Genomic DNA, 18,122 nt, shown 5'->3' on the forward strand with positions numbered 1-18,122 from the left:
TAGCAGCATGTTTGAGGGGAACGACAGATACGATTGAGTATTCCCCTCATGTTTATGCCGTTTATTGATTGTTCACATCATAGCCTAACTGTCTTGATATGTTGTGACCTGCAGTTTGCAACAATTCAACATAGTAAGAGAGTCGCTCTTGATCAAAACGAATGGTCGGGAATGAGATCGAAAGCCCTGCGATGACCTGACCAAAGCGATCATAAATCGGTGCGGCGATGCAGCGTAACCCCGGCTCTTGTTCTTCGTTGTCTTCGGCGTAATGCTGCTGGCGGACTAACTCAAGTTCTGTCAGCAATTGCGCAGTATTTTGTAAGGTTTTTTCGGTGTGTTTTACAAACGTTACATCGGCAAGCGTTCGCTCGACGAACTCTGCGTCACGTTCAGCCAATAAAACTTTACCAATCGCAGTACTATACAGTGGATTGCGGCGACCAATGCGTGATTGCATACTGAGGTTGTAGCCAGAATCGATTTTATGGATGTAGATAATCCCGTCTTCATCCAATGCACCAAGGTGGAGCGCTTCATTGGTTTGCTCAGAGATGTAGCGCATCTCTTTGTCGGCCAAGGCGATAAGATCGACATACTCAAGCGATTTTGCACCCAATTCAAACAGTTTCAAGGTGAGGCCATATTTATCGGCTTCTTCCTCTTGGGAAACGTAACCCAACATTTTCATGGTTTGTAAGAAGCGATAGGTTGTCGCTTTAGACATCATTAAGCGCTGAGAAAGCTCAGAGACACCAATGTCTTTTTGTTCGCCTAATGCCTGAAGAATACTAAATACCTTCATTACTGAAGAGACGGCTTCAGGCTGAGTTGTCTTTTCCATTTTCCTACCTTATGCATATACCTGTGCATGTTCTTGCTCATGCAGAATAGCGCTCATTATACAGAGCGTGTTTGCTTCGGCTAGTTTTTTAAAAAGCCATTTCATTTAATTGAAACATCGTTTTACTTTTAGGTGCAAAATTGTGATGGCGATAGTTATTTTTGAAACGCCATTTCAAAAATAACTATACAGCATTTTGATGTGTTGATATTTTGCTTGTATACAGTGAACAGGCGCTCAGAAAAGAGCCAGAATATTGCACAGCATTTAAGGAAATAACATGATTTTGGATTCATTTAATTTACAAGGCAAAGTCGCCATCGTAACGGGGTGTGATACAGGTTTAGGCCAAGGTATGGCATTGGGTTTAGCAAATGCAGGTTGTGACATTGTTGGGGTTAACATTGTTGAACCAACTGAAACAATCCAAATGGTTGAGCAGACTGGCCGCAAGTTTATTGACGTTCGCGCGAACTTGATGAAGCTTGATGATATTCCAGCCATCGTTGATCGCGCGGTGACAGAATTAGGCCGTATCGACGTACTAGTTAACAATGCGGGCATCATCCGCCGCAACGATGCGATTGATTTTTCAGAGCAAGATTGGGATGACGTCATGAATATCAACGTGAAGTCTGTATTCTTCCTATCGCAAGCTGTCGCAAAGCAATTTATTGCTCAAGGTGAAGGTGGCAAGATCATTAATATCGCATCAATGTTGTCTTTCCAAGGCGGTATCCGTGTACCTTCTTACACGACGTCTAAGAGTGGTGTGATGGGCGTGACTCGTCTAATGGCAAACGAATGGGCGAAGCACAACATCAATGTTAATGCGATTGCACCAGGTTACATGGCAACTAACAACACCGCGGCTTTACGTGCTGATGAATCGCGTAACAAAGAGATTCTCGATCGCATCCCAGCTGGTCGCTGGGGTAAGCCTGCTGACTTGGCAGGTCCTTGTGTGTTCTTGGCATCAAATGCTTCTGATTACATCAATGGTTATACCATTGCCGTAGATGGCGGCTGGTTATCTCGCTAACGATTTAAAGTGACCGCTAAGGGAAATGAATAGGCAAGGCGTTAGTGATGATTGTCGATTTTATAAGTGAGCAATCATTATTGGCTCAAACTTTTGGCTTGATTAGTTTTGCCTTAGGTTTATCGACGTTCTATCAAAAAAACGACCGTCGATTAAAGATCGTTATGCTGATATTAAACCTTAACCATCTTATTCACTATGTGTTGATGGGCTCGGTCATATCGGCACTTAGCGCACTATTGTCGGCATTACGCACTGCTACAGCGATTTACATTTCTTCCGCTTGGGTCGCGATGGTGTTTATCGTTGTCAGTGTGATTTTTGGAGTGAGCCTTGCCGATTCGGTATGGGATCTTTGGCCAATTGTTGGCACAGTTATTGGCACTTATTCGGTGTTCATGCTGCAAGGTATCGCGATGCGCTTAGCGTTTCTTGCCGGAGCAACATGTTGGCTGATTAACAATATTCTGATTGGGTCGATAGGCGGTACGTTATTAGAGGTGAGTGTTATCAGTATCAATGTCGTGACGATAATGCGCTTACTAAAAGATAAAAAGCAGTTAGTGGCCACTAATCAATAAGCCTGCATTCGTCAGTAAAATAAACGCAAATTTTAGATTTATCGGGAAATTTCAAGCTGGCCTTAGAGCTGGCTTTTTTCTTAGTAGCATCGAATGCTAAAGGGGTTGTATGAAGCAAATTAAACGAGTCGCTATCATTGGCGAGTGTATGGTTGAGTTAAAAAAAAATAACGGTGTTCTCGAACAAGGGTTTGGCGGCGATACACTCAACACAGCCGTTTATCTTTCTCGTTTAACAAAACAGCGAGGTGTAACAACGTCGTATGTGACTGGCTTAGGCCACGACCCATTCAGTAAAGAGATGTTGGCATCTTGGCAGCAAGAATCATTGAATACCGATATGGTGTTTATTTCAGAAAATAAATTGCCGGGAATGTACGCAATTGAAACAGCGGAAGATGGCGAGCGTAGTTTTTTTTATTGGCGTAATGACTCCGCCGCTAAGTACTGGTTACGTGAACATGCCATGACCGAGCTAAGCGAGGCATTGTGTCAGCAACAGATGATCTATCTAAGTGGTATTAGCTTGGCGATTTTACCTGAGGATTGTCGCCTATCCTTGATTGAGTTGTTGAGGAACGCTCGGGCAAAAGGTGTAAGCATTGCCTTCGATAATAACTATCGACCAACACTTTGGAATAATAAAGAAGAAGCAAGACAAGCCTATAAGCAGGTATTAGCCCTGACGGATATCGCTTTCCTCACGTTTGATGATGAACAAGCACTCTATGGTGATGACCTAGAGCAACAAGCGATTGAGCGCACTCAAGCATTAGGTGTGCAAGAAATTGTGATTAAGCGTGGGGCCGAAGCGTGTTTGGTTATTTCTAAACAAGGTGTTGATTCGATTGCACCAATCCCGGTGACAAACATTATTGATACGACCGCCGCCGGTGATTCATTCAGTGCGGGTTATCTTGCGAAACGTATTTTGGGTGGTGATATGCAAGAATCTGCAAAGGCTGGGCATACCTTAGCGGGAACGGTTATCCAGCATCGTGGAGCAATTATTTCTCCAGACTTAATGCCGATGATTTAGTGGGTGGCGAATTGCATTCTATACCCTTATTTAAATTACTCATATTATGGAAATAAAGATGAAAACGCTTAATCAACAATTAACCGAAATACAAGTTGTCCCAGTCATCGCGATTAAAGATGCCTCAAAAGCGGCCAAGCTCGCACAAGTTTTGATTGAAAATGGATTGCCGTGTGCGGAAGTGACCTTCCGTACTGAACAAGCGGTGCAAGCGATTAAAAATATGCGTGAAGCTTACCCGGAAATGCTTATTGGTGCTGGTACGGTGTTAACTAGCGAGCAAGTCGATCAAGCAATAGAAGCAGGTGTTAATTTTATTGTTAGTCCTGGGTTTAACCCAACCACCGTAAAATATTGTCAGCAACGGGGCGTGGCTATCGTACCGGGCGTCAATAACCCAAGCTTAGTTGAGCAAGCGATGGAAATGGGACTCACTACATTGAAGTTTTTCCCTGCAGAGCCTTCTGGCGGCACGGGCATGCTCAAAGCTTTATCTGCGGTTTACCCTGTTAAATTCATGCCAACGGGTGGTGTGAGCCCTTCAAATGTTAAAGAGTACCTCGCGATCCCTTCCGTATTGGCATGTGGCGGAACTTGGATGGTACCCAATGATTTGATTGAAAATGAGCAATGGGATGAGCTAGCAGCGCTGGTGGCTGAAGTGGCCAATATCATTCGCTAACGGTTGTTAACAAAAAAGGAGCCGAAGCTCCTTTTTCTGTTTGTGTTAACTAGCGATAAATCAAATTAGACCAATGAGTTAGGCCTGCAGTGACTGAGCCAAAGTAGTTGCCAGCGATGATTTCAGTATTCGGTAATACCGACGCGACAGCGGCAGTCAGTACGGTGGAACGTGCTGAGCCGCCGGTCATGTAAATCACGTCGGGTTTGATACCACTCTGTGTGACGGCTTCTTCCACCAAATTGCGGATTTTCAGCATTGGATTATCTATGGCGGCTTCAATTTCGCTGCGCTGGGTGATGATTTCAACGCGTTCAGAGATTAAGTCAATCAGCGCGGTGTAATCATCATGGTCAGATAAGGCAATTTTTGCTCGTTCCGCTTGGTTAATCACGCCGTAGCCCAAGGTTTCTTGGTGTAGCTTCAATAGGCGGCCTAGCTTTTCTGGCTCTGCGGCTTGTTTGAAAAACTCACGCAGTGGTTTTAGATTATCACTGCCATAGAAGCTGCGCTGGGCTTGGACGTCGTTAATCGCCATCGCATTCCAATATTGGATTAGGGGTAAATCTAAACCGTTGAGTAATTTACTGCCAAGACCAAACTCTTTCATAAAGCATTTAAAGGCAATAAAAATATCCAAATCGTTACCGCCGACCATTTGGCCAGTGTGGGCGAGTAAAGAGTCATTACGTTCCAGTTTGTTGTGCCAACTTGGCCCCATACGAATCATCGAACAGTCAGTGGTACCACCGCCGATATCGACCACGAGAACATTTTTGTCTTCGGTTAAGCTGGCTTCAAAATCAAGCCCGGCAGCAACGGGTTCATACTGAAATTCGACATCTTTAAATCCGGCACGTTTGGCTGCACGGGTGAGGATATCAACCGCTTGGATATTAGAGTTTTCACCTCCCCGGCCTAAAAAGTTTACCGGTCGACCAATGACGGTTTGAGTAATATCCGTTTGAATGGAATGTTCAGCACGACGCTTGATATTGCTCATCATGGCGCAAACCAGATCTTCGAAGAAAGAGAGCTGAATATCACGCAGTCCCATTGCGCCTAAAAATGATTTCGGTGATTTAACGAAATAGGTGTCTTTTGGATCTTCGAGATATAACTCGAGTGCTTGATGACCAAACTTTACATCGTCAGCTTGGACTTCAAGCCCTTCTTCACGGTTGATTTTTACCGCGCGACGAAGAACGGCTTCGTTAGTCTCATCACTCGGTTTTATGTCTAAATAGCGAAAAAGATACTCAGAGACCGATTCTGCGTTTGGCGCACACAGTGTTGATGGGATAAAAGCATTTTCACCGACTAATGGGATTTGGGTGATTTTGCCATCAACAGTATGAGCGACGCTGCAATTTGCAGTACCGAAATCGAAACCTATAGACATGTATACCTCAGAGACTAGAAACAAGGGGGCGCACACTAAACCTTAGATGCGTAGACGGGTCAAGGGCAATAGGTCATTTTTCTTAATTGCGACTAGGCTACGTTATGATGATGTTCCCTTGGCGGTTGGAAAATTTCGCTCTTGAAAACAGAGAAACAGGTCTGAAGCAATAAGTTATTTGTCCACCCAAGTTTATCTTGCGGCTTCGGTGGCTATATATGTTTTGCTTCTTACTTGGTTGGATATCATATTTAGAAAATCGGGTCATTTGGTTGTATTTTGATTGCTTAATACCCAGATCGTCTGTGTAGAGCGGTATAACTTATAAAAGGAAAAGTCATGACAAATGAATACATCCCAGCAAAAGTATGGACAGAAGATACCAATACCGGCGGCACTTGGGCCAGTATCAATCGCCCAACATCCGGTGCTCGTCATGAGCAAGAGTTGCCAGTGGGTGAACATGCACTACAACTTTATTCGATGGGTACGCCAAACGGTCAGAAAGTTACCATTATGCTCGAAGAGCTACTTGCTCTCGGTGTAACAGAGGCAGAGTATGATGCGTATTTGATCCGTATCGGTGATGGCGACCAGTTTTCTTCAGGGTTTGTCGCGGCGAACCCTAATTCAAAAATTCCAGTGTTGGTCGATCATTCTGTCACGCCTGCGATTAACGTCTTTGAATCCGGGCATATTTTGCTATATCTCGCGGAAAAATTTGGACAATTACTACCAAAAGAGCTTGCTCAGCGCACGGTCGCGATGAACTGGTTATTCTGGTTACAAGGCAGTGCGCCATATCTAGGAGGGGGATTTGGTCATTTGTACGCTTGTCAATATCCCCACCCAAATCATCATTCTAAACATATTCATTAATTTCAATTAATTAGGCTTTACGAAGCACTATACAAAATAATTAAGTGGTATTTTGTATAGTAATAATTCAGCTACTCAACTCACTTAAACGAACAAAAATACAGGGATATAGCTATGAGCGAAAAGCAATACACTCCGCCTAAGGTTTGGAAAAACGAAGCTAGTAGCGGTAACAAATGGGCCAATATAAACAGTCCTGAATCTGGCGCTAGATTTGAACGAGAGCTACCTAAAGGAGGACACCCATTTCAACTCTATTCACTAGCCACTCCAAATGGTCAAAAAGTGACTATCTTATTTGAAGAACTCTTGGCTCTAGGTATTAAAGAGGCTGAATATGACGCATACCTCATCAATATCGGTGAATCAGATCAGTTCTCTTCTGGATTTGTAGGAGTAAACCCCAACTCTAAAATCCCTGCATTAGTTGACAAATCGGGAAGCGAAACCGTAAACGTGTTTGAATCTGCCTCTATACTGGTTCATCTTGCTGAAAAGTTTGGTAAGTTTTTGCCAAGTAATGGTTCTGCACGTAGCCAAACATTTAACTGGTTGTTTTGGGCGCAAGGGTCTGCCCCATTCTTAGGCGGTGGTTTTGGTCATTTCTATGCTTATGCGGATGAAAAGCAAGAATACCCTATTAACCGATTTGCGATGGAAGCGAAACGTCAACTTGACGTGCTAGACAAACAACTTGCAAAGAACACTTATGTCGCTGGTGAAGAATATACTATCGCTGATATGGCTATTTGGCCTTGGTATGGCAATTTGGTGCTAGGCAAGTTATATGATGCTGCTGAGTTCCTAGAAGTACATACCTATGAGAACGTTGTACGCTGGGCTAAACAAATAGAGTCTCGTGAAGCGGTACAACGAGGCATAGTGGTGAATAAAGGTTGGGGGGAAGAATGGGAACAAGTCCCAGAACGACACTCTGCTGAAGATATCGATCGTGTGTTGCAAATCCGCCCATAACCTTATACACAACTCACGACTCTAAGCGGTTAAGAACGGTCGACAAGGGTTTAAAAAATGGTTTTCTAACCCTGCAATGAAGGAGGAATTACGCCTCCTTCTTTTGATTATTCAGCTCTTGTTTGATCTGCAAGTATGCCTCTCTGGACTCTTCAGAAAGCGCTTGAACTTGCTGTTGGTAGTTGAGCATTTGCGTATCAAAAAGGTCTTTGATCAAAACTTGGTTTGTTAGATGGCGTTCAAACAGTTCTTTTACCTTATCTTCGACACCTTGACCGTTTTCAGTGAGTCTTTTTTTGTCTGAAATGGGTTTGATTAGCGATAGTATGGATTTCTTGGTCGGACAAACACCTAACAAGTTCAGTGCAAAGAAACTCATTGCCAAACACGAGAATGCGCTAAATAGTTCAGGGTGGTTGTTGATAAGCTGATTCAAGATCTGAGTAATAAGCGTGTGTTTAAATTGTCTCGTTTGTCCTGAGATTTTTCCGCCTATTCTGGCTAATTTTGGGTTTACCTCAGATAAGTAATACTGCTGCATATCCCAGCTGGTGTGTCTGCGATGTTCAATCTCAATCAAAAATCCTTCTAAGATATTTTCTTTCTCTCTGTGCAATGCTGCGACTCGCAGCAAATGGGCTTCGCCCTGTTTCTGAGAAAATCGCTGAAATGCTGTGGTATTGATGTTCAATTCTGTAGTGTTATTCATAGTTCACTCCTTTTAAAACGGGTTTTTAAACCCTAAGTCAGTGATCCATAAATCGAATAAACGTCAAATTGAGTAAAAGTTGAGCGTGAGAAAAATCCCTCAACTACGGTGTTTTTGCGTTTAGAGAATATTATTGTGCTTGGAAAATTGAACGAGACGGCGAGTTTTTCAAAAAAATATCTTAGTGAATCCCTTTTTCTAAAAGGATTTGAGAGTGAAAAATCCTTAGTTGTCAAGAAAAAAAATAAAATAATTCTTGCATCTTGATATTAATTTTGATATGATATGAGAACACTAAACGTTGTACGTGAGTTTTAGTGTTGAAATCGCTAAGTATTCCAAAGGAAGTGGAATAATTGATAGAGTCATCGAATGACACTTTAGCGTAAGTGAAAATTATTTTCGCTTTATATTGGCTTATCTACGGACATACACCTCCGTTGTTTGCCGCCAAATAGTACGAACGAAATGTTCGAATAAAACTTAGCAGCCCCGTTGATGAGGGTAGCTACACAAAATAACTGTAAGTGCCACTTGAAGAGGAGTGTTTGACGAAAGAACAGTGAATAAACGTTGTTGATAGCTTTTAGGCTATCAGATCAATCTTATTGGGATTGATGTGCCTTCGCTTTAAGCGATAGAGAAACATAAATAGGTGTCGTGTATTGCGATTACGATCCTGACGTTTATTGATTTTCAGTGTGTTTTATCACTGAAAAATGCTGTGCTAATTCGTTAAAACGCCACTCATCTCAGGCTGTGTGTTTTGTGATTTGGTGACAAATTAACTTTGGAGGAAACGCTATGTCATTATTAACATCGATTCAAATTAAACCTACCTTGCACTCGTTCGTGTCTATCACTTACGAGGGATTTTCATATCTGCAATTCCATCAACTCTCTTTCTATTTGTGGCGTTTTTCATAGCCAGCGTTCTGATTGTCCTAATTTAGAACGTTAATTAATTAGAAACTTAAAGTAATACGCTCTCTGGGCGGGGGTTCTTGCACCCCAAAGAAAACAAATAATCAATTAGAAGGAAAATATTATGAAATATACAAAATTATATCGAGATCAACTAGAAATGTTCAAAAGTACAACTCAAGGAAAACAAGCTCTTAGGAATATGTTTGGTCGTAAACCAGTGAGCTTTCCTCGATTTGTGAAAACGATAAAAGCACTCTCTAGTCAATCAGTGGATGGGAAGCCGTTGCAACGTACTCTCAGTGAAGAGTTGCAGTGGCGGACTTTAGGTTCTCCAGTGATATTTTTAGAGAATGAAGCTCTTGTCAAATGCTTGCATAGTTCTCAGTTTAATTATGAAAAAGACTTTGCTGTTGTACCTCCTTTTAAATCTTTTTCAATGTCCTTTCCCGAAAAGACGGTCATTAATGGTGTTGAGCTTAAAAGTGCTCTTGTTTCGATTATGACACGCAAAGAGTTTTTAGATCTTTATGGTCCATCCGTTATTACTCTCGGAGATGTTTATAACACTGAATATGGAGATGATGAATTGTGTATCTCAATCCAGTTTGAAAATGGATTTGGTGTTATTGATTCGAACTTTGCACATATCTCGAAGCTCACTTCTGTGCTTAACAACAATGCGTTAAGACCATTAAAGAATCAAGGGACAGAAGCATTAGATGCGTTGACCAAGATCGCTTTAGCATTATGTGTTTATCACAGTGCAACGGACGGGGAGAAGCTAAAAAAAGGTTATCCATCCTCGACAATGGTTTTTCCAAAAGGAAAAAATAAATCGAATTATCAAGCAATAACAGCTCAATATTCTAAAAGTCGGCTTCAAGTTAGTGAAGGAGAAAAAGGTCGAAAAATAACGCACCGTGTACCTCACTTTAGAAACTTGAGAGCAGAATGTTTTTACAAGAAAGATGAGTACAAACACTTGAAACGTGGTTCTCGATGGACATTCGTCAAAGGTGTTGATCTCAATGGCAGTATGAACACTTTAGAGCAATGAAAACTAACAGAAAATAAATGAAGAGGATTATTTGATGGAAAGAATGAATACAAAAAATATTTTAGTGAAGCTAGAGAAAGCAGTCGAGAGCTATGGTGGTTGGTTTTGGCACGATGAACTAACTGGTATTGAAGAGCTAGAAGAAACAATTGATAGCTGTATCTGGGATAAAAAGCCTGACTTTGAGTATTTGGCTTTGGAAGTGCTCAAATACTTAGAAGTTATTGATAGATATCACGTTATTGAAACTGAAACAATTCGGCTCAAAGCTGAGATTTGGAGCGATGAAGAAGAGTTCCTTTATCACGGAGGGGATGAATGTTTTGACAGCTTTGATGAATATCTTGAGTGCAAAAAGGCCGACATTTTTTATGGTCTAAGAGAAGTGTTGGTTCGTGAATTAATAGACATTCACTCCTAAAAATAAGAAGGGGACAAACAGCAGCGGAGTCTGCACTAACTATAAGCGAGAAAAATAATGATAAAACAGAGTAACGCAGTAGAAAATAAGGCTATTACAAGGGCAATAGAAACGTGGTCAATCAGTGAGATGTATGAAAAATGGCAGATCGCAGAGCGTATTGACGATAATGATTTAGAGTTGATAGAAAAAGCCGTCAGAGATTTAGTTGTGTCGAACCAAATCAATGTACTACTGGCATTTCCCAATTATACAAGGTTATGCGTCATTGAAGCACTTGACTGGTACGATCAACTTTCGATGGATAATGTCTATTACATTGAGCAACAGCTTCACCTTGCAAGGGATGACTATCAAATAGACGATTCTGATTTTGAGGTGATGATGAGAAGGGTGAAACGACACTAAATCGAAACTTGTATGCAAAGAAGCCCGTGAAGGGCTTTTTGCGTTTTAAGGCACTTGTTTTTACAGCGATAGACGGGTCGAAGCACGAAGTTTTTGCTCTGGGCTTGTTTCTGCTGCTGGTACGGGATCAAAATCAATATCGTTAAACAACGACTGCTTCACGTCCAATTCAGCGACTTTCTTTTCTAACTCACTTGCGGCTGGTCCGTAGATCTTCACGGCTTTTTCTTGGCTGAATACCTCAATGCCTTTGCTTATATGATTAAAACCGACAATCTCTTGGTTTCGCAAAGGGATCATAGTGCCATAAGTATCGGCTTGGTCATTCAAAAAATCACGTAATTCTTGACGGTATTTAGGCACAAAATCAACAGTTTGGTCTAACTGGTTAGGGATGCGGTAATCTGGCTGATTTTCAAGTTTTAATTTATGCTCTGCTACTTTATCAGAGATGTATTTTTGTGCTTCTTTGGCTTGCTTACAGACACTCAATAACACTTTTTTCTTATCAGAGAAATTGCTTGCCCACCCTTCGATGTATCTGGCGTGTGCATTAAATGTCTCTAGTCCCTGCTCTAGACACAAAAACATAGTGCTAGTCTCAGCGATTAATTCTTCTTTCGAGTAGCCCAAAGTGCCAAAAGCGTTGCTCATATCTCGACCTAGAGCTTTTGAAGTAGAATGAGATAATTCGTGAAGCGCTAAAGCCAAAAATGCTTTATCAGATGAGCATTTTTTACGCAGTGGCAATACTATGATGTGCTCCTTGGGCGAATAATAAGCACGATCTTCGTTTTTTTCAATCACAGGAACGCCCATTGCGTCAATGATCATCAATGCTTGTTGCACAAAACGTTCATCCTTCATTTCTTGACTCATTTCCTGCTTCTCTAGCTCTTCTTGCTTGGCGAAATAGGGACGCTCATCAATGAACGATTGAGGCAGGAGGTGTTTGATTTTTTCGAGCGGAAAGACCTTATATGGCTTTAAACCTTTACGGTGTTGATAGCCATTATCTCGCATCTCTTTGAAGCTCATAGCGTGCGTTTCACGCTCGAACTGACTCTTACTTAGTGCTTTACCGTCTTTTTTGAAGCTTTCGAGGTATTTCACCACAACAGAATCTAATTTTAATCCTTTCAATGGTTTATCGGGATCAAACGTATCGGATTTTGGTGGTAATTGGTCTTTATGCTGTTCCAGTAGGTCAGCAGCTTGCTTGAACGTTGCGTAAATCGGTATTTTCGTTGCTTGTTCTTGTTGATCTTGAAGCAGCATTATAATGTTAATACCAGCATATTGATCATTATGAAAATTGACTGGTAACGCATTTAGCGAAGAACGGAAAAAACTTATCTCATTTTCACTGTTAGAGCTTGGCTTTTCGCCTTTGGGCTTGGAAAAATAATCAAATAACCTGTCCAGTATCAGATCTTGTTGGCTCTTTTTTTCGGTAGTGCGAGCCGCACTCAGTCTTGTTTTTTTCATAAGTAACTCCTTGTTTCTATAGGGTTACTTATGTCGTATCACGCCTCTGCACTTTTGAAAGTTTCAGCCGATTAAGTGACTGTTTATTCCTGAAAAATAAAGGGTTTTATTTTTGATTTGCTGATAATTTCTGGTGTTAAAACCACCATTTCGTTAGTAGTTTTTGACTTATCACACAAGCTCAATGCACCATTTACAGTGCGACACGCAACGGTGTTTTCGTCAGATACTGCCAAAACCCAAGCTTCGTCTAACTCATCAAGATCTAAATCAAATGCCTCTTCTAGTTCAGCGATAGCAGTCTGCTTCGTTACTCTCTTCTGCTTAAATGTTGTAAAACATACTACATTCGTATGAGTGGCATTATCAGCTTCAAAAACAGCCGAATTAGCGGCAGTTTTTGTTTCGTGAGCCTCTGGCTCACTCTCTTGAATATTTTGGCTCTGAGTGGCTTTTGAGCGTTGTTTTGGTGCTTTGGCTTCGTCTTCACGCATCTTAGCCACAAAACCGTTATCGACACTTTTGATATTAAACCTAGAAAATGGTTTTGGAATGCCAGGCAAGTGACACAGCTCTTTTTCATACTCAAGAACGTGCTTTTCTTTCAGCTTCTCAAAAGAAACCGACAGTTTTTTGTTTAAATCACCTTTAATGCCCAAAATGTTTGAGATATAGCTCTTTGTGAAAAATGGAGCGTCTAATCCTCTAAGAGATTGAACTATCAGGAAAATAGGGATTTGATTTTTCCTTTTGATTGCGACAAAGTCGCTTTTCTGGATGAATGTAAGTGAATGATCACGCTCATTCATATAGTCGATAAACTCATCGTGAAGCTCAAATCGCAAACTATTATCGAAGTGGTTGATGAATAGCTCTTCAAAGATAGTGACTGGTTCATCATTAACAAAAAACTCTACCTTCTTGAATCGGTCGATAAAGTTTTCAATCTTTTCAATCAATTGACTGAGAGTAAAATTACCCTTTAGTTTTAACTGCTTGAAGATTTTTGAGCCTTTGTCCAAGCTTAGAATCACGCACTCGTCATTTTCTTCATTGTTAGAGTTGAGATAGTAGTTATGGTGTTCAACAAGTAACAAACTGAAAAGTAGGATCTCCACAAATGTGTCGCAGTAAAGTCCATCTAAATCATAACGCTGCTGTGATAGGTTATGAGTGATCACATCAATGTTTTGTTCAGCGTTGTTTCTGAAAAAACCGACCTGAAGAAGTTCTGTTGGTAGGGCTAATGTTTGGTTAGAAAGAAAATCGTAGTGGGATAGTGGTCTAGTGCTCATTGGGTTACTCCTTAGTTAATTTTAACAAGAAGTCTTGACTCAATGGTTATCCGTGATACGTTGAAATTATAATCTGTTGCAATGCACCTATTGTATTGAATAAGAACCAAGTTGACGCTTGGTTTTTCTTGTTTTTATCCCTATGTTTTACCGCAGATCGAAAAAACTTCAAGAGTTGAACAGCAAAAAAATCCAGAAATATTATTCTGCTTTTTGAGCCATTGTGTAATCCAATTACACCGTTTCTAAAAATCTATCTTTAATAGAAGGTATATCTATTGGTGGAATGCTATGGAGTAGCAAAAAGAATGGTATGGAGTTTGGGTAGAATGCTATGGAGTTGCCTTGAAGAGAAAGCAAGACTCTAAACGTGATGAAACAAAGAATAGAGCCTTGTAATACCTTACCTATACCTAACGCTTGACGAGTTTCTGAGTATCTCGATCATAGCGGTATAAATGTATAGTCAGGTCTTGTATGAGCGTAACTGCATCATCAATAGCTTGAATTGGAACGTTAAACCACTCTTTAGCTTTGTATGCTTTACCATCATTACCAACAACATCAATATCTAAGCGGACTCTCCCAAATAGTGCGTGTAACGCACTTTCTACTGAGTTGAGATTCAGCCCCTTCAAAGGGATAACTTTGACCTGTTCTGCGCTATACATCAAAAAAGCTGGATCTTTTGCTGCCTCTTTGAATCGGGTGCTAACATCTCGTTTAGTTAAACCTATTTTGTACAAGTGTTTGTATTTTTCTCTTAAATCTGGCTTGTTAGTTTTTGCAATGTAAATGTAACCAGTAGATTTCGACTGAGAGTATATCTGCATTCGAGGATCTGACTCTTCCGCTGATTTCACACGTTTTGCGTTAAACACCGAGCCATCAGTATTTAAGATTCGCTTTGCGCCTTCATCTTCTCGTATCCTTTTGGTTAAGGATCTGAGAAGCATTGTAGATTGAGTACCATTTTCAAAAATAATGAGCAGTCGTCTATCGTCTCGATCAGTGCCACGAAATATTTCACTCATATGATCAATGAATAACAACATTCCTTTAAGCAGATAGAAATTGCCTTCTTGGAACTCAAATACGGATAATTCTGATTCTGCGATAGTACCTAAGCCTTTCGTATCAGACGTTAACCCTTTGTGAACATCCTTGAAAAGCGGATCGAAAACATCAAAGTTTGGACAAGGCATTGTTTGCCCAACTTGTTCCGCCTTTTTGCGTTCCCTAATACGCTCAGGATCAGTTACATTTTTAATATCAAAAATGCTTGCTGAAACAGAACTCGATGGGGAAAGTTGTTCTAGTAGCTTTGAGTTCAATATATCTTCGAAGGTATCAAACTCTTCTACTTCCTGAACTAACACCTCTTCAGAGCTACCACTTTCACCTAACAAGTTGAACTCATCATATTCTTTTAAGGATTCGTGGCTACCGATGTCGTCTCTGATTTTTTCGAGTTTTATGCTTAGTTTAAACTCGATCATATCCCCTGATTCGTTCGGTTCTCTTTGGTGTTCACGATAAAACTCGATGATTTCTAAAAAACTATCCAATTCGGTAGATTTAACCGCTTTTGTTTTCTCTTTAGGCTTAGATATCCAGCCATACTTATCTGCATTTAACACAGCATCGAGAAATGACAAATCATCCATTTCTTACCTCCCGTGTTGCTGACGCATTTGTTCAACAAAAACAATTGCTTCTGCAAGCCTTCTTTCTAGAGGATCATTTGACTCCAAAGAAGGTTTCCTTTGATGAGTAGCCATAAACTCTTCAATTTTGTGCTCTTTGAAGAGGATAAGGACTTCCTCTTTAGTAATGGTAATTTTCTGTGAGTCGATTTCGTTCTTGATTGCTTTGAGAACAGGAGCATCAACTGATTTAGACAGTACATCAAAAGCGTTCTCGTAGATATTACAAGAATCAATGAGGTCAACACTTAAGTTATCTAAGTCGAATTGCTTATTCGCCATTTCGATAAATCGAGAAGTCGTTCCGTCACCATTTTGTTTCTCTTTAATACGAGAGGGCTTTATCAGTGCCTCAGCAACGAAGTGCTGACGGATCTCTTCGACCTCTTGGTCAGATAACCCCATACCTTTGAACTTCTCTTCAATTATTCGAGGTAGGTGGACTCGGTTTGCTACTTCAGCATCAATGCTGCCTGCCATTGCTTTCTGCATAACATTATCTTGCAATACAGCAGCTTGAAGCTCAGTCATATCTTCTTGAATAATCTGCTTAACTTTGTCTGTAGATGGCTCTGCAAATCCTTTAATTTCAACTGTCCCAGATTTTTTCTGCTCATTCAATTTCTTGAGTGCTTCTTGCTCTTTTTTATAGTCGTTGTCGAACTTGTCTTTGTTAATGCTATCGTCAGAGTTCTCTTTAGACTGCGGAGAGCGGAAATTAAGCCTTGGCTCTAAGATTTGCTCCATAAGCAAAGAGCAAGTGATGGCTTTTAGCATATTGTTTACGGAATCTTTGATCAGAGTGTCACTAACATCGGGGTTTACAATGAGGTTGGTAAACTGAGCGTGAGTCTTGTTTTCTGAGTCACGGGTACATCGCCCGATAATCTGAATAATTTCTGTCAGTGAGCCTCTGTATCCGATGGTTAACGAGTGTTCACAATACGCCCAGTCGAAGCCTTCTTTCGCTGTGCCAAGTGCAATGATGAGATCCATATCATCAACACTGGATATATCACGGAGAAAACCTTGGATTTTTTCACGCTCTTTAGGGTTGTCATTAACCAAGTCAGCTACACGAATAATTTTCCCATCAGTTTTTCGCTCAACGAAAATTACCCCTGCGTCATAAGCTTTTGGATCAATGTTTCGGTCATCAATAATTTCACCAATTGAGTCAATGATATGGTCGACTTCTTGGTACTTATTGCCTGTTGATTCCATTGAGTTAACGTTAGGAATATGAAGAATGGTTTTTTTATCAGTATCAAGAACTTGTTCGATTTCGGAAAGATAAGAACCTTGATAGAAATGGTAGCCAATGCCTAATGATTTTAGATGCTTATAACCGTTTAGCTGTTCGTAGTAGTTGTAAGTCACCTTATCAAATCGGTTCTCATACTCTGGAAGCAAAACAGGCTCTGCATCGCCTCGGAAGTAAGAACCTGTCATCGCAACAATATGTGCGTTAGAGGAGTTCATTAGAGCTTGCAGAACACCGCCTAGAATGTTGTCGTCATTTGCAGACAGGTGATGGAACTCATCAATAGCAATTAAACAGCCATTGAAGTCGGAGGGTTCAAGAGATTTAAACGAATTACGTAACGTGGAGTGAGTACAAACTAGAACGTTATCATCTGACTGCATAAACTTTTTGAATGAACCTGATGTATCGCTAGCGTCTATACATAGATTATTTGTTTCTTTTACTGTCCAGTCAGCGAAAAAGCCGTAAGTTGATAGGTCGGTATCTGAGAACGATCCACCAATGGACTTTTCAGGAACGGCAATAATCGTCTTCTTGATGTTTTGGTTGTGCATTTTATCAAGGGCAATGAACATCAATGCACGAGACTTACCAGATGCTGGCGGTGACTTCAGCAATAGGTATTGTGACTGACGAGCTTCATAAGCTCGTGCTTGCATCTCCCTCATACCCATTGTGTTTGTATTTACGCTATCAGAGCTTGTTTGATATGTAACTTCAACAAAGTTTGTACTCATTATTGTTGTTCCTTCATTTCAGCGTACAGTTTAAATAGCACTTCTAAACGCTCGGTATCAGTCGTAAGTACCTTCGAGCGATTTGCTGCTTTCTGATACAAGGAATCAACAAACACATCTAGCTCTTGGTGAACTTTCTTAAGGGACTCTGGCATTCTGTTCTTGTCGTATAATTGAGCTAATGTTTCGCCATTCATCACTCGTTCTCGTATGATTCTATTGGCATAGCCCTGAAGTGCTTCTTTGTCTAAATCAGTAAGTGTCGGAATAGGGAAAGTGTTGTAACAAAGAGTATTAGAGTACCTGTAATCAGACTTTAAACGCCCCCCTACAGTACCCACCCACAAAGTATGAAGTCTTGAGGTTAGTAAAGAAAACAGATAGTTACTCATATCGTATGCAGCAAAGTTAGCATTGCTTGATACTGTGTTTTTGTCGTGAAACTCCATCGGTATGTAAGTTCGATTTTCTGATGATACTGATGGTATGAGTAATGCTGGGCCGTTTTTATGCCTGCACTCCGCAAACTTATACGGTGTTGAAGCAAATTTTCTAGTTTGGTCTTTAGAGCTTTCTAGACGCATCAGTTTTACGTTTTCGATACGCTCACGAATTGGCGGTATTGAAAGTGCGATTTCTTTCTGTTCATCAGTGATCCATATT

Annotated in this window: 16 protein-coding genes and 1 pseudogene; 9 read left to right on the forward strand and 8 right to left on the reverse strand. The window is 40.7% G+C overall.

Features of this window, described 5'->3' with window-relative positions; genetic code table 11:
* Positions 1-61: 61 nt before the first annotated feature.
* Positions 62-844 (reverse strand): DNA-binding transcriptional regulator KdgR, encoded by a 783-nt coding sequence (gene kdgR / locus RH88_RS07380; RefSeq protein ID WP_005594621.1) that lies wholly within the window; start codon positions 842-844, stop codon positions 62-64.
* Positions 845-1,124: 280 nt separating this feature from the next.
* Here kdgR and kduD point away from each other — a divergent pair, with 280 nt between their 5' ends.
* From kduD to RH88_RS07400, 4 genes are all read left to right on the forward strand, one after another.
* Entirely contained in the window at positions 1,125-1,886 is a 762-nt protein-coding gene (kduD, locus tag RH88_RS07385) for a 2-dehydro-3-deoxy-D-gluconate 5-dehydrogenase KduD (protein WP_005594623.1), read from the forward strand.
* A gap of 47 nt (positions 1,887-1,933) precedes the next feature.
* Positions 1,934-2,467 carry a YgjV family protein gene (locus RH88_RS07390; RefSeq protein WP_005594625.1) on the forward strand — a complete coding sequence of 178 codons (534 nt, stop codon included), beginning with the start codon at positions 1,934-1,936 and terminating at the stop codon, positions 2,465-2,467.
* Between the two features lie 109 nt (positions 2,468-2,576).
* The gene (kdgK, locus tag RH88_RS07395) at positions 2,577-3,506 is read left to right on the forward strand and encodes a 2-dehydro-3-deoxygluconokinase (protein WP_005594626.1); all 930 of its coding nucleotides are present in this window, start codon (positions 2,577-2,579) and stop codon (positions 3,504-3,506) included.
* Between the two features lie 58 nt (positions 3,507-3,564).
* Positions 3,565-4,188: a bifunctional 4-hydroxy-2-oxoglutarate aldolase/2-dehydro-3-deoxy-phosphogluconate aldolase gene (locus RH88_RS07400; RefSeq protein WP_005594627.1), complete on the forward strand. Its 624-nt coding sequence runs from the start codon at positions 3,565-3,567 to the stop codon at positions 4,186-4,188.
* 49 nt (positions 4,189-4,237) lie between these two features.
* On the opposite strand, the gene yegD is transcribed toward RH88_RS07400, so the two are convergent.
* Complete coding sequence (gene yegD, locus RH88_RS07405) at positions 4,238-5,590, reverse strand: molecular chaperone (RefSeq protein WP_005594628.1); 1,353 nt, start codon at positions 5,588-5,590, stop codon at positions 4,238-4,240.
* Positions 5,591-5,929: 339 nt separating this feature from the next.
* On the opposite strand from yegD, the pseudogene RH88_RS07410 reads away from it, so the two are divergent.
* Positions 5,930-6,424 (forward strand): annotated as a pseudogene (locus RH88_RS07410) (glutathione S-transferase); the annotation flags it as partial.
* A 159-nt stretch (positions 6,425-6,583) separates the two neighbouring features.
* The gene (gene yghU / locus RH88_RS07415) at positions 6,584-7,444 is read left to right on the forward strand and encodes a glutathione-dependent disulfide-bond oxidoreductase (RefSeq protein ID WP_005594630.1); all 861 of its coding nucleotides are present in this window, start codon (positions 6,584-6,586) and stop codon (positions 7,442-7,444) included.
* Positions 7,445-7,532: 88 nt separating this feature from the next.
* Here the strand turns inward: yghU and RH88_RS07420 are convergent, their stop codons facing one another.
* Positions 7,533-8,153 (reverse strand): hypothetical protein, encoded by a 621-nt coding sequence (locus RH88_RS07420; protein WP_005594631.1) that lies wholly within the window; start codon positions 8,151-8,153, stop codon positions 7,533-7,535.
* Positions 8,154-9,201: 1,048 nt separating this feature from the next.
* On the opposite strand from RH88_RS07420, the gene RH88_RS07425 reads away from it, so the two are divergent.
* Genes RH88_RS07425 through RH88_RS07435 form a run of 3 tightly spaced genes read left to right on the forward strand, consistent with a single transcriptional unit; the run spans position 9,202 to position 10,966 of the window.
* A complete protein-coding gene (locus RH88_RS07425; RefSeq protein ID WP_005594633.1) occupies positions 9,202-10,137 on the forward strand; it encodes a hypothetical protein in 936 nt (311 codons plus the stop codon).
* Positions 10,138-10,171: 34 nt separating this feature from the next.
* On the forward strand, positions 10,172-10,558 hold the full coding sequence (locus RH88_RS07430) for a hypothetical protein (RefSeq protein ID WP_005594635.1): 387 nt from the start codon (positions 10,172-10,174) through the stop codon (positions 10,556-10,558).
* 57 nt (positions 10,559-10,615) lie between these two features.
* Positions 10,616-10,966, forward strand: a complete 351-nt coding sequence (locus RH88_RS07435; RefSeq protein WP_005594636.1) for a hypothetical protein — start codon at positions 10,616-10,618, stop codon at positions 10,964-10,966.
* A gap of 60 nt (positions 10,967-11,026) precedes the next feature.
* Here RH88_RS07435 and RH88_RS07440 read toward each other — a convergent pair whose 3' ends face one another.
* From RH88_RS07440 to RH88_RS23555, 5 genes are all read right to left on the reverse strand, one after another.
* Positions 11,027-12,454, reverse strand: a complete 1,428-nt coding sequence (locus RH88_RS07440) for a zincin-like metallopeptidase domain-containing protein (protein ID WP_005594637.1) — start codon at positions 12,452-12,454, stop codon at positions 11,027-11,029.
* A gap of 83 nt (positions 12,455-12,537) precedes the next feature.
* Positions 12,538-13,749 carry a hypothetical protein gene (locus RH88_RS07445; RefSeq protein WP_005594638.1) on the reverse strand — a complete coding sequence of 404 codons (1,212 nt, stop codon included), beginning with the start codon at positions 13,747-13,749 and terminating at the stop codon, positions 12,538-12,540.
* A gap of 413 nt (positions 13,750-14,162) precedes the next feature.
* The gene (locus tag RH88_RS07450; RefSeq protein WP_005594640.1) at positions 14,163-15,416 is read right to left on the reverse strand and encodes a GIY-YIG nuclease family protein; all 1,254 of its coding nucleotides are present in this window, start codon (positions 15,414-15,416) and stop codon (positions 14,163-14,165) included.
* Positions 15,417-15,419: 3 nt separating this feature from the next.
* Positions 15,420-17,459 carry a DEAD/DEAH box helicase gene (locus tag RH88_RS07455; RefSeq protein ID WP_005594641.1) on the reverse strand — a complete coding sequence of 680 codons (2,040 nt, stop codon included), beginning with the start codon at positions 17,457-17,459 and terminating at the stop codon, positions 15,420-15,422.
* Positions 17,459-18,122 (reverse strand): type IIL restriction-modification enzyme MmeI (locus RH88_RS23555; protein ID WP_005594643.1); only part of this gene is annotated, 664 nt, incomplete at its 5' end. The genes RH88_RS23555 and RH88_RS07455, both read right to left, overlap by 1 nt.

The organism is Vibrio scophthalmi LMG 19158 (assembly GCF_000222585.1).
In the GTDB taxonomy this organism is placed as follows: Bacteria; Pseudomonadota; Gammaproteobacteria; order Enterobacterales; family Vibrionaceae; genus Vibrio; species Vibrio scophthalmi.

What these genes read in the sequence shown, in the direction of transcription:
- kdgR (WP_005594621.1), bottom strand. Translation starts at nt 844, where the DNA reads ATGGAAAAGACAACTCAGCCTGAAGCCGTCTCTTCAGTAATGAAGGTA.
- RH88_RS07400 (WP_005594627.1), top strand. Translation starts at nt 3,565, where the DNA reads ATGAAAACGCTTAATCAACAATTAACCGAAATACAAGTTGTCCCAGTC.
- RH88_RS07440 (WP_005594637.1), bottom strand. Translation starts at nt 12,454, where the DNA reads ATGAAAAAAACAAGACTGAGTGCGGCTCGCACTACCGAAAAAAAGAGC.
- yegD (WP_005594628.1), bottom strand. Translation starts at nt 5,590, where the DNA reads ATGTCTATAGGTTTCGATTTCGGTACTGCAAATTGCAGCGTCGCTCAT.
- RH88_RS07430 (WP_005594635.1), top strand. Translation starts at nt 10,172, where the DNA reads ATGGAAAGAATGAATACAAAAAATATTTTAGTGAAGCTAGAGAAAGCA.
- yghU (WP_005594630.1), top strand. Translation starts at nt 6,584, where the DNA reads ATGAGCGAAAAGCAATACACTCCGCCTAAGGTTTGGAAAAACGAAGCT.
- RH88_RS07390 (WP_005594625.1), top strand. Translation starts at nt 1,934, where the DNA reads ATGATTGTCGATTTTATAAGTGAGCAATCATTATTGGCTCAAACTTTT.
- RH88_RS07420 (WP_005594631.1), bottom strand. Translation starts at nt 8,153, where the DNA reads ATGAATAACACTACAGAATTGAACATCAATACCACAGCATTTCAGCGA.
- RH88_RS07455 (WP_005594641.1), bottom strand. Translation starts at nt 17,459, where the DNA reads ATGAGTACAAACTTTGTTGAAGTTACATATCAAACAAGCTCTGATAGC.
- kdgK (WP_005594626.1), top strand. Translation starts at nt 2,577, where the DNA reads ATGAAGCAAATTAAACGAGTCGCTATCATTGGCGAGTGTATGGTTGAG.
- kduD (WP_005594623.1), top strand. Translation starts at nt 1,125, where the DNA reads ATGATTTTGGATTCATTTAATTTACAAGGCAAAGTCGCCATCGTAACG.
- RH88_RS07445 (WP_005594638.1), bottom strand. Translation starts at nt 13,749, where the DNA reads ATGAGCACTAGACCACTATCCCACTACGATTTTCTTTCTAACCAAACA.
- RH88_RS07435 (WP_005594636.1), top strand. Translation starts at nt 10,616, where the DNA reads ATGATAAAACAGAGTAACGCAGTAGAAAATAAGGCTATTACAAGGGCA.
- RH88_RS07425 (WP_005594633.1), top strand. Translation starts at nt 9,202, where the DNA reads ATGAAATATACAAAATTATATCGAGATCAACTAGAAATGTTCAAAAGT.
- RH88_RS07450 (WP_005594640.1), bottom strand. Translation starts at nt 15,416, where the DNA reads ATGGATGATTTGTCATTTCTCGATGCTGTGTTAAATGCAGATAAGTAT.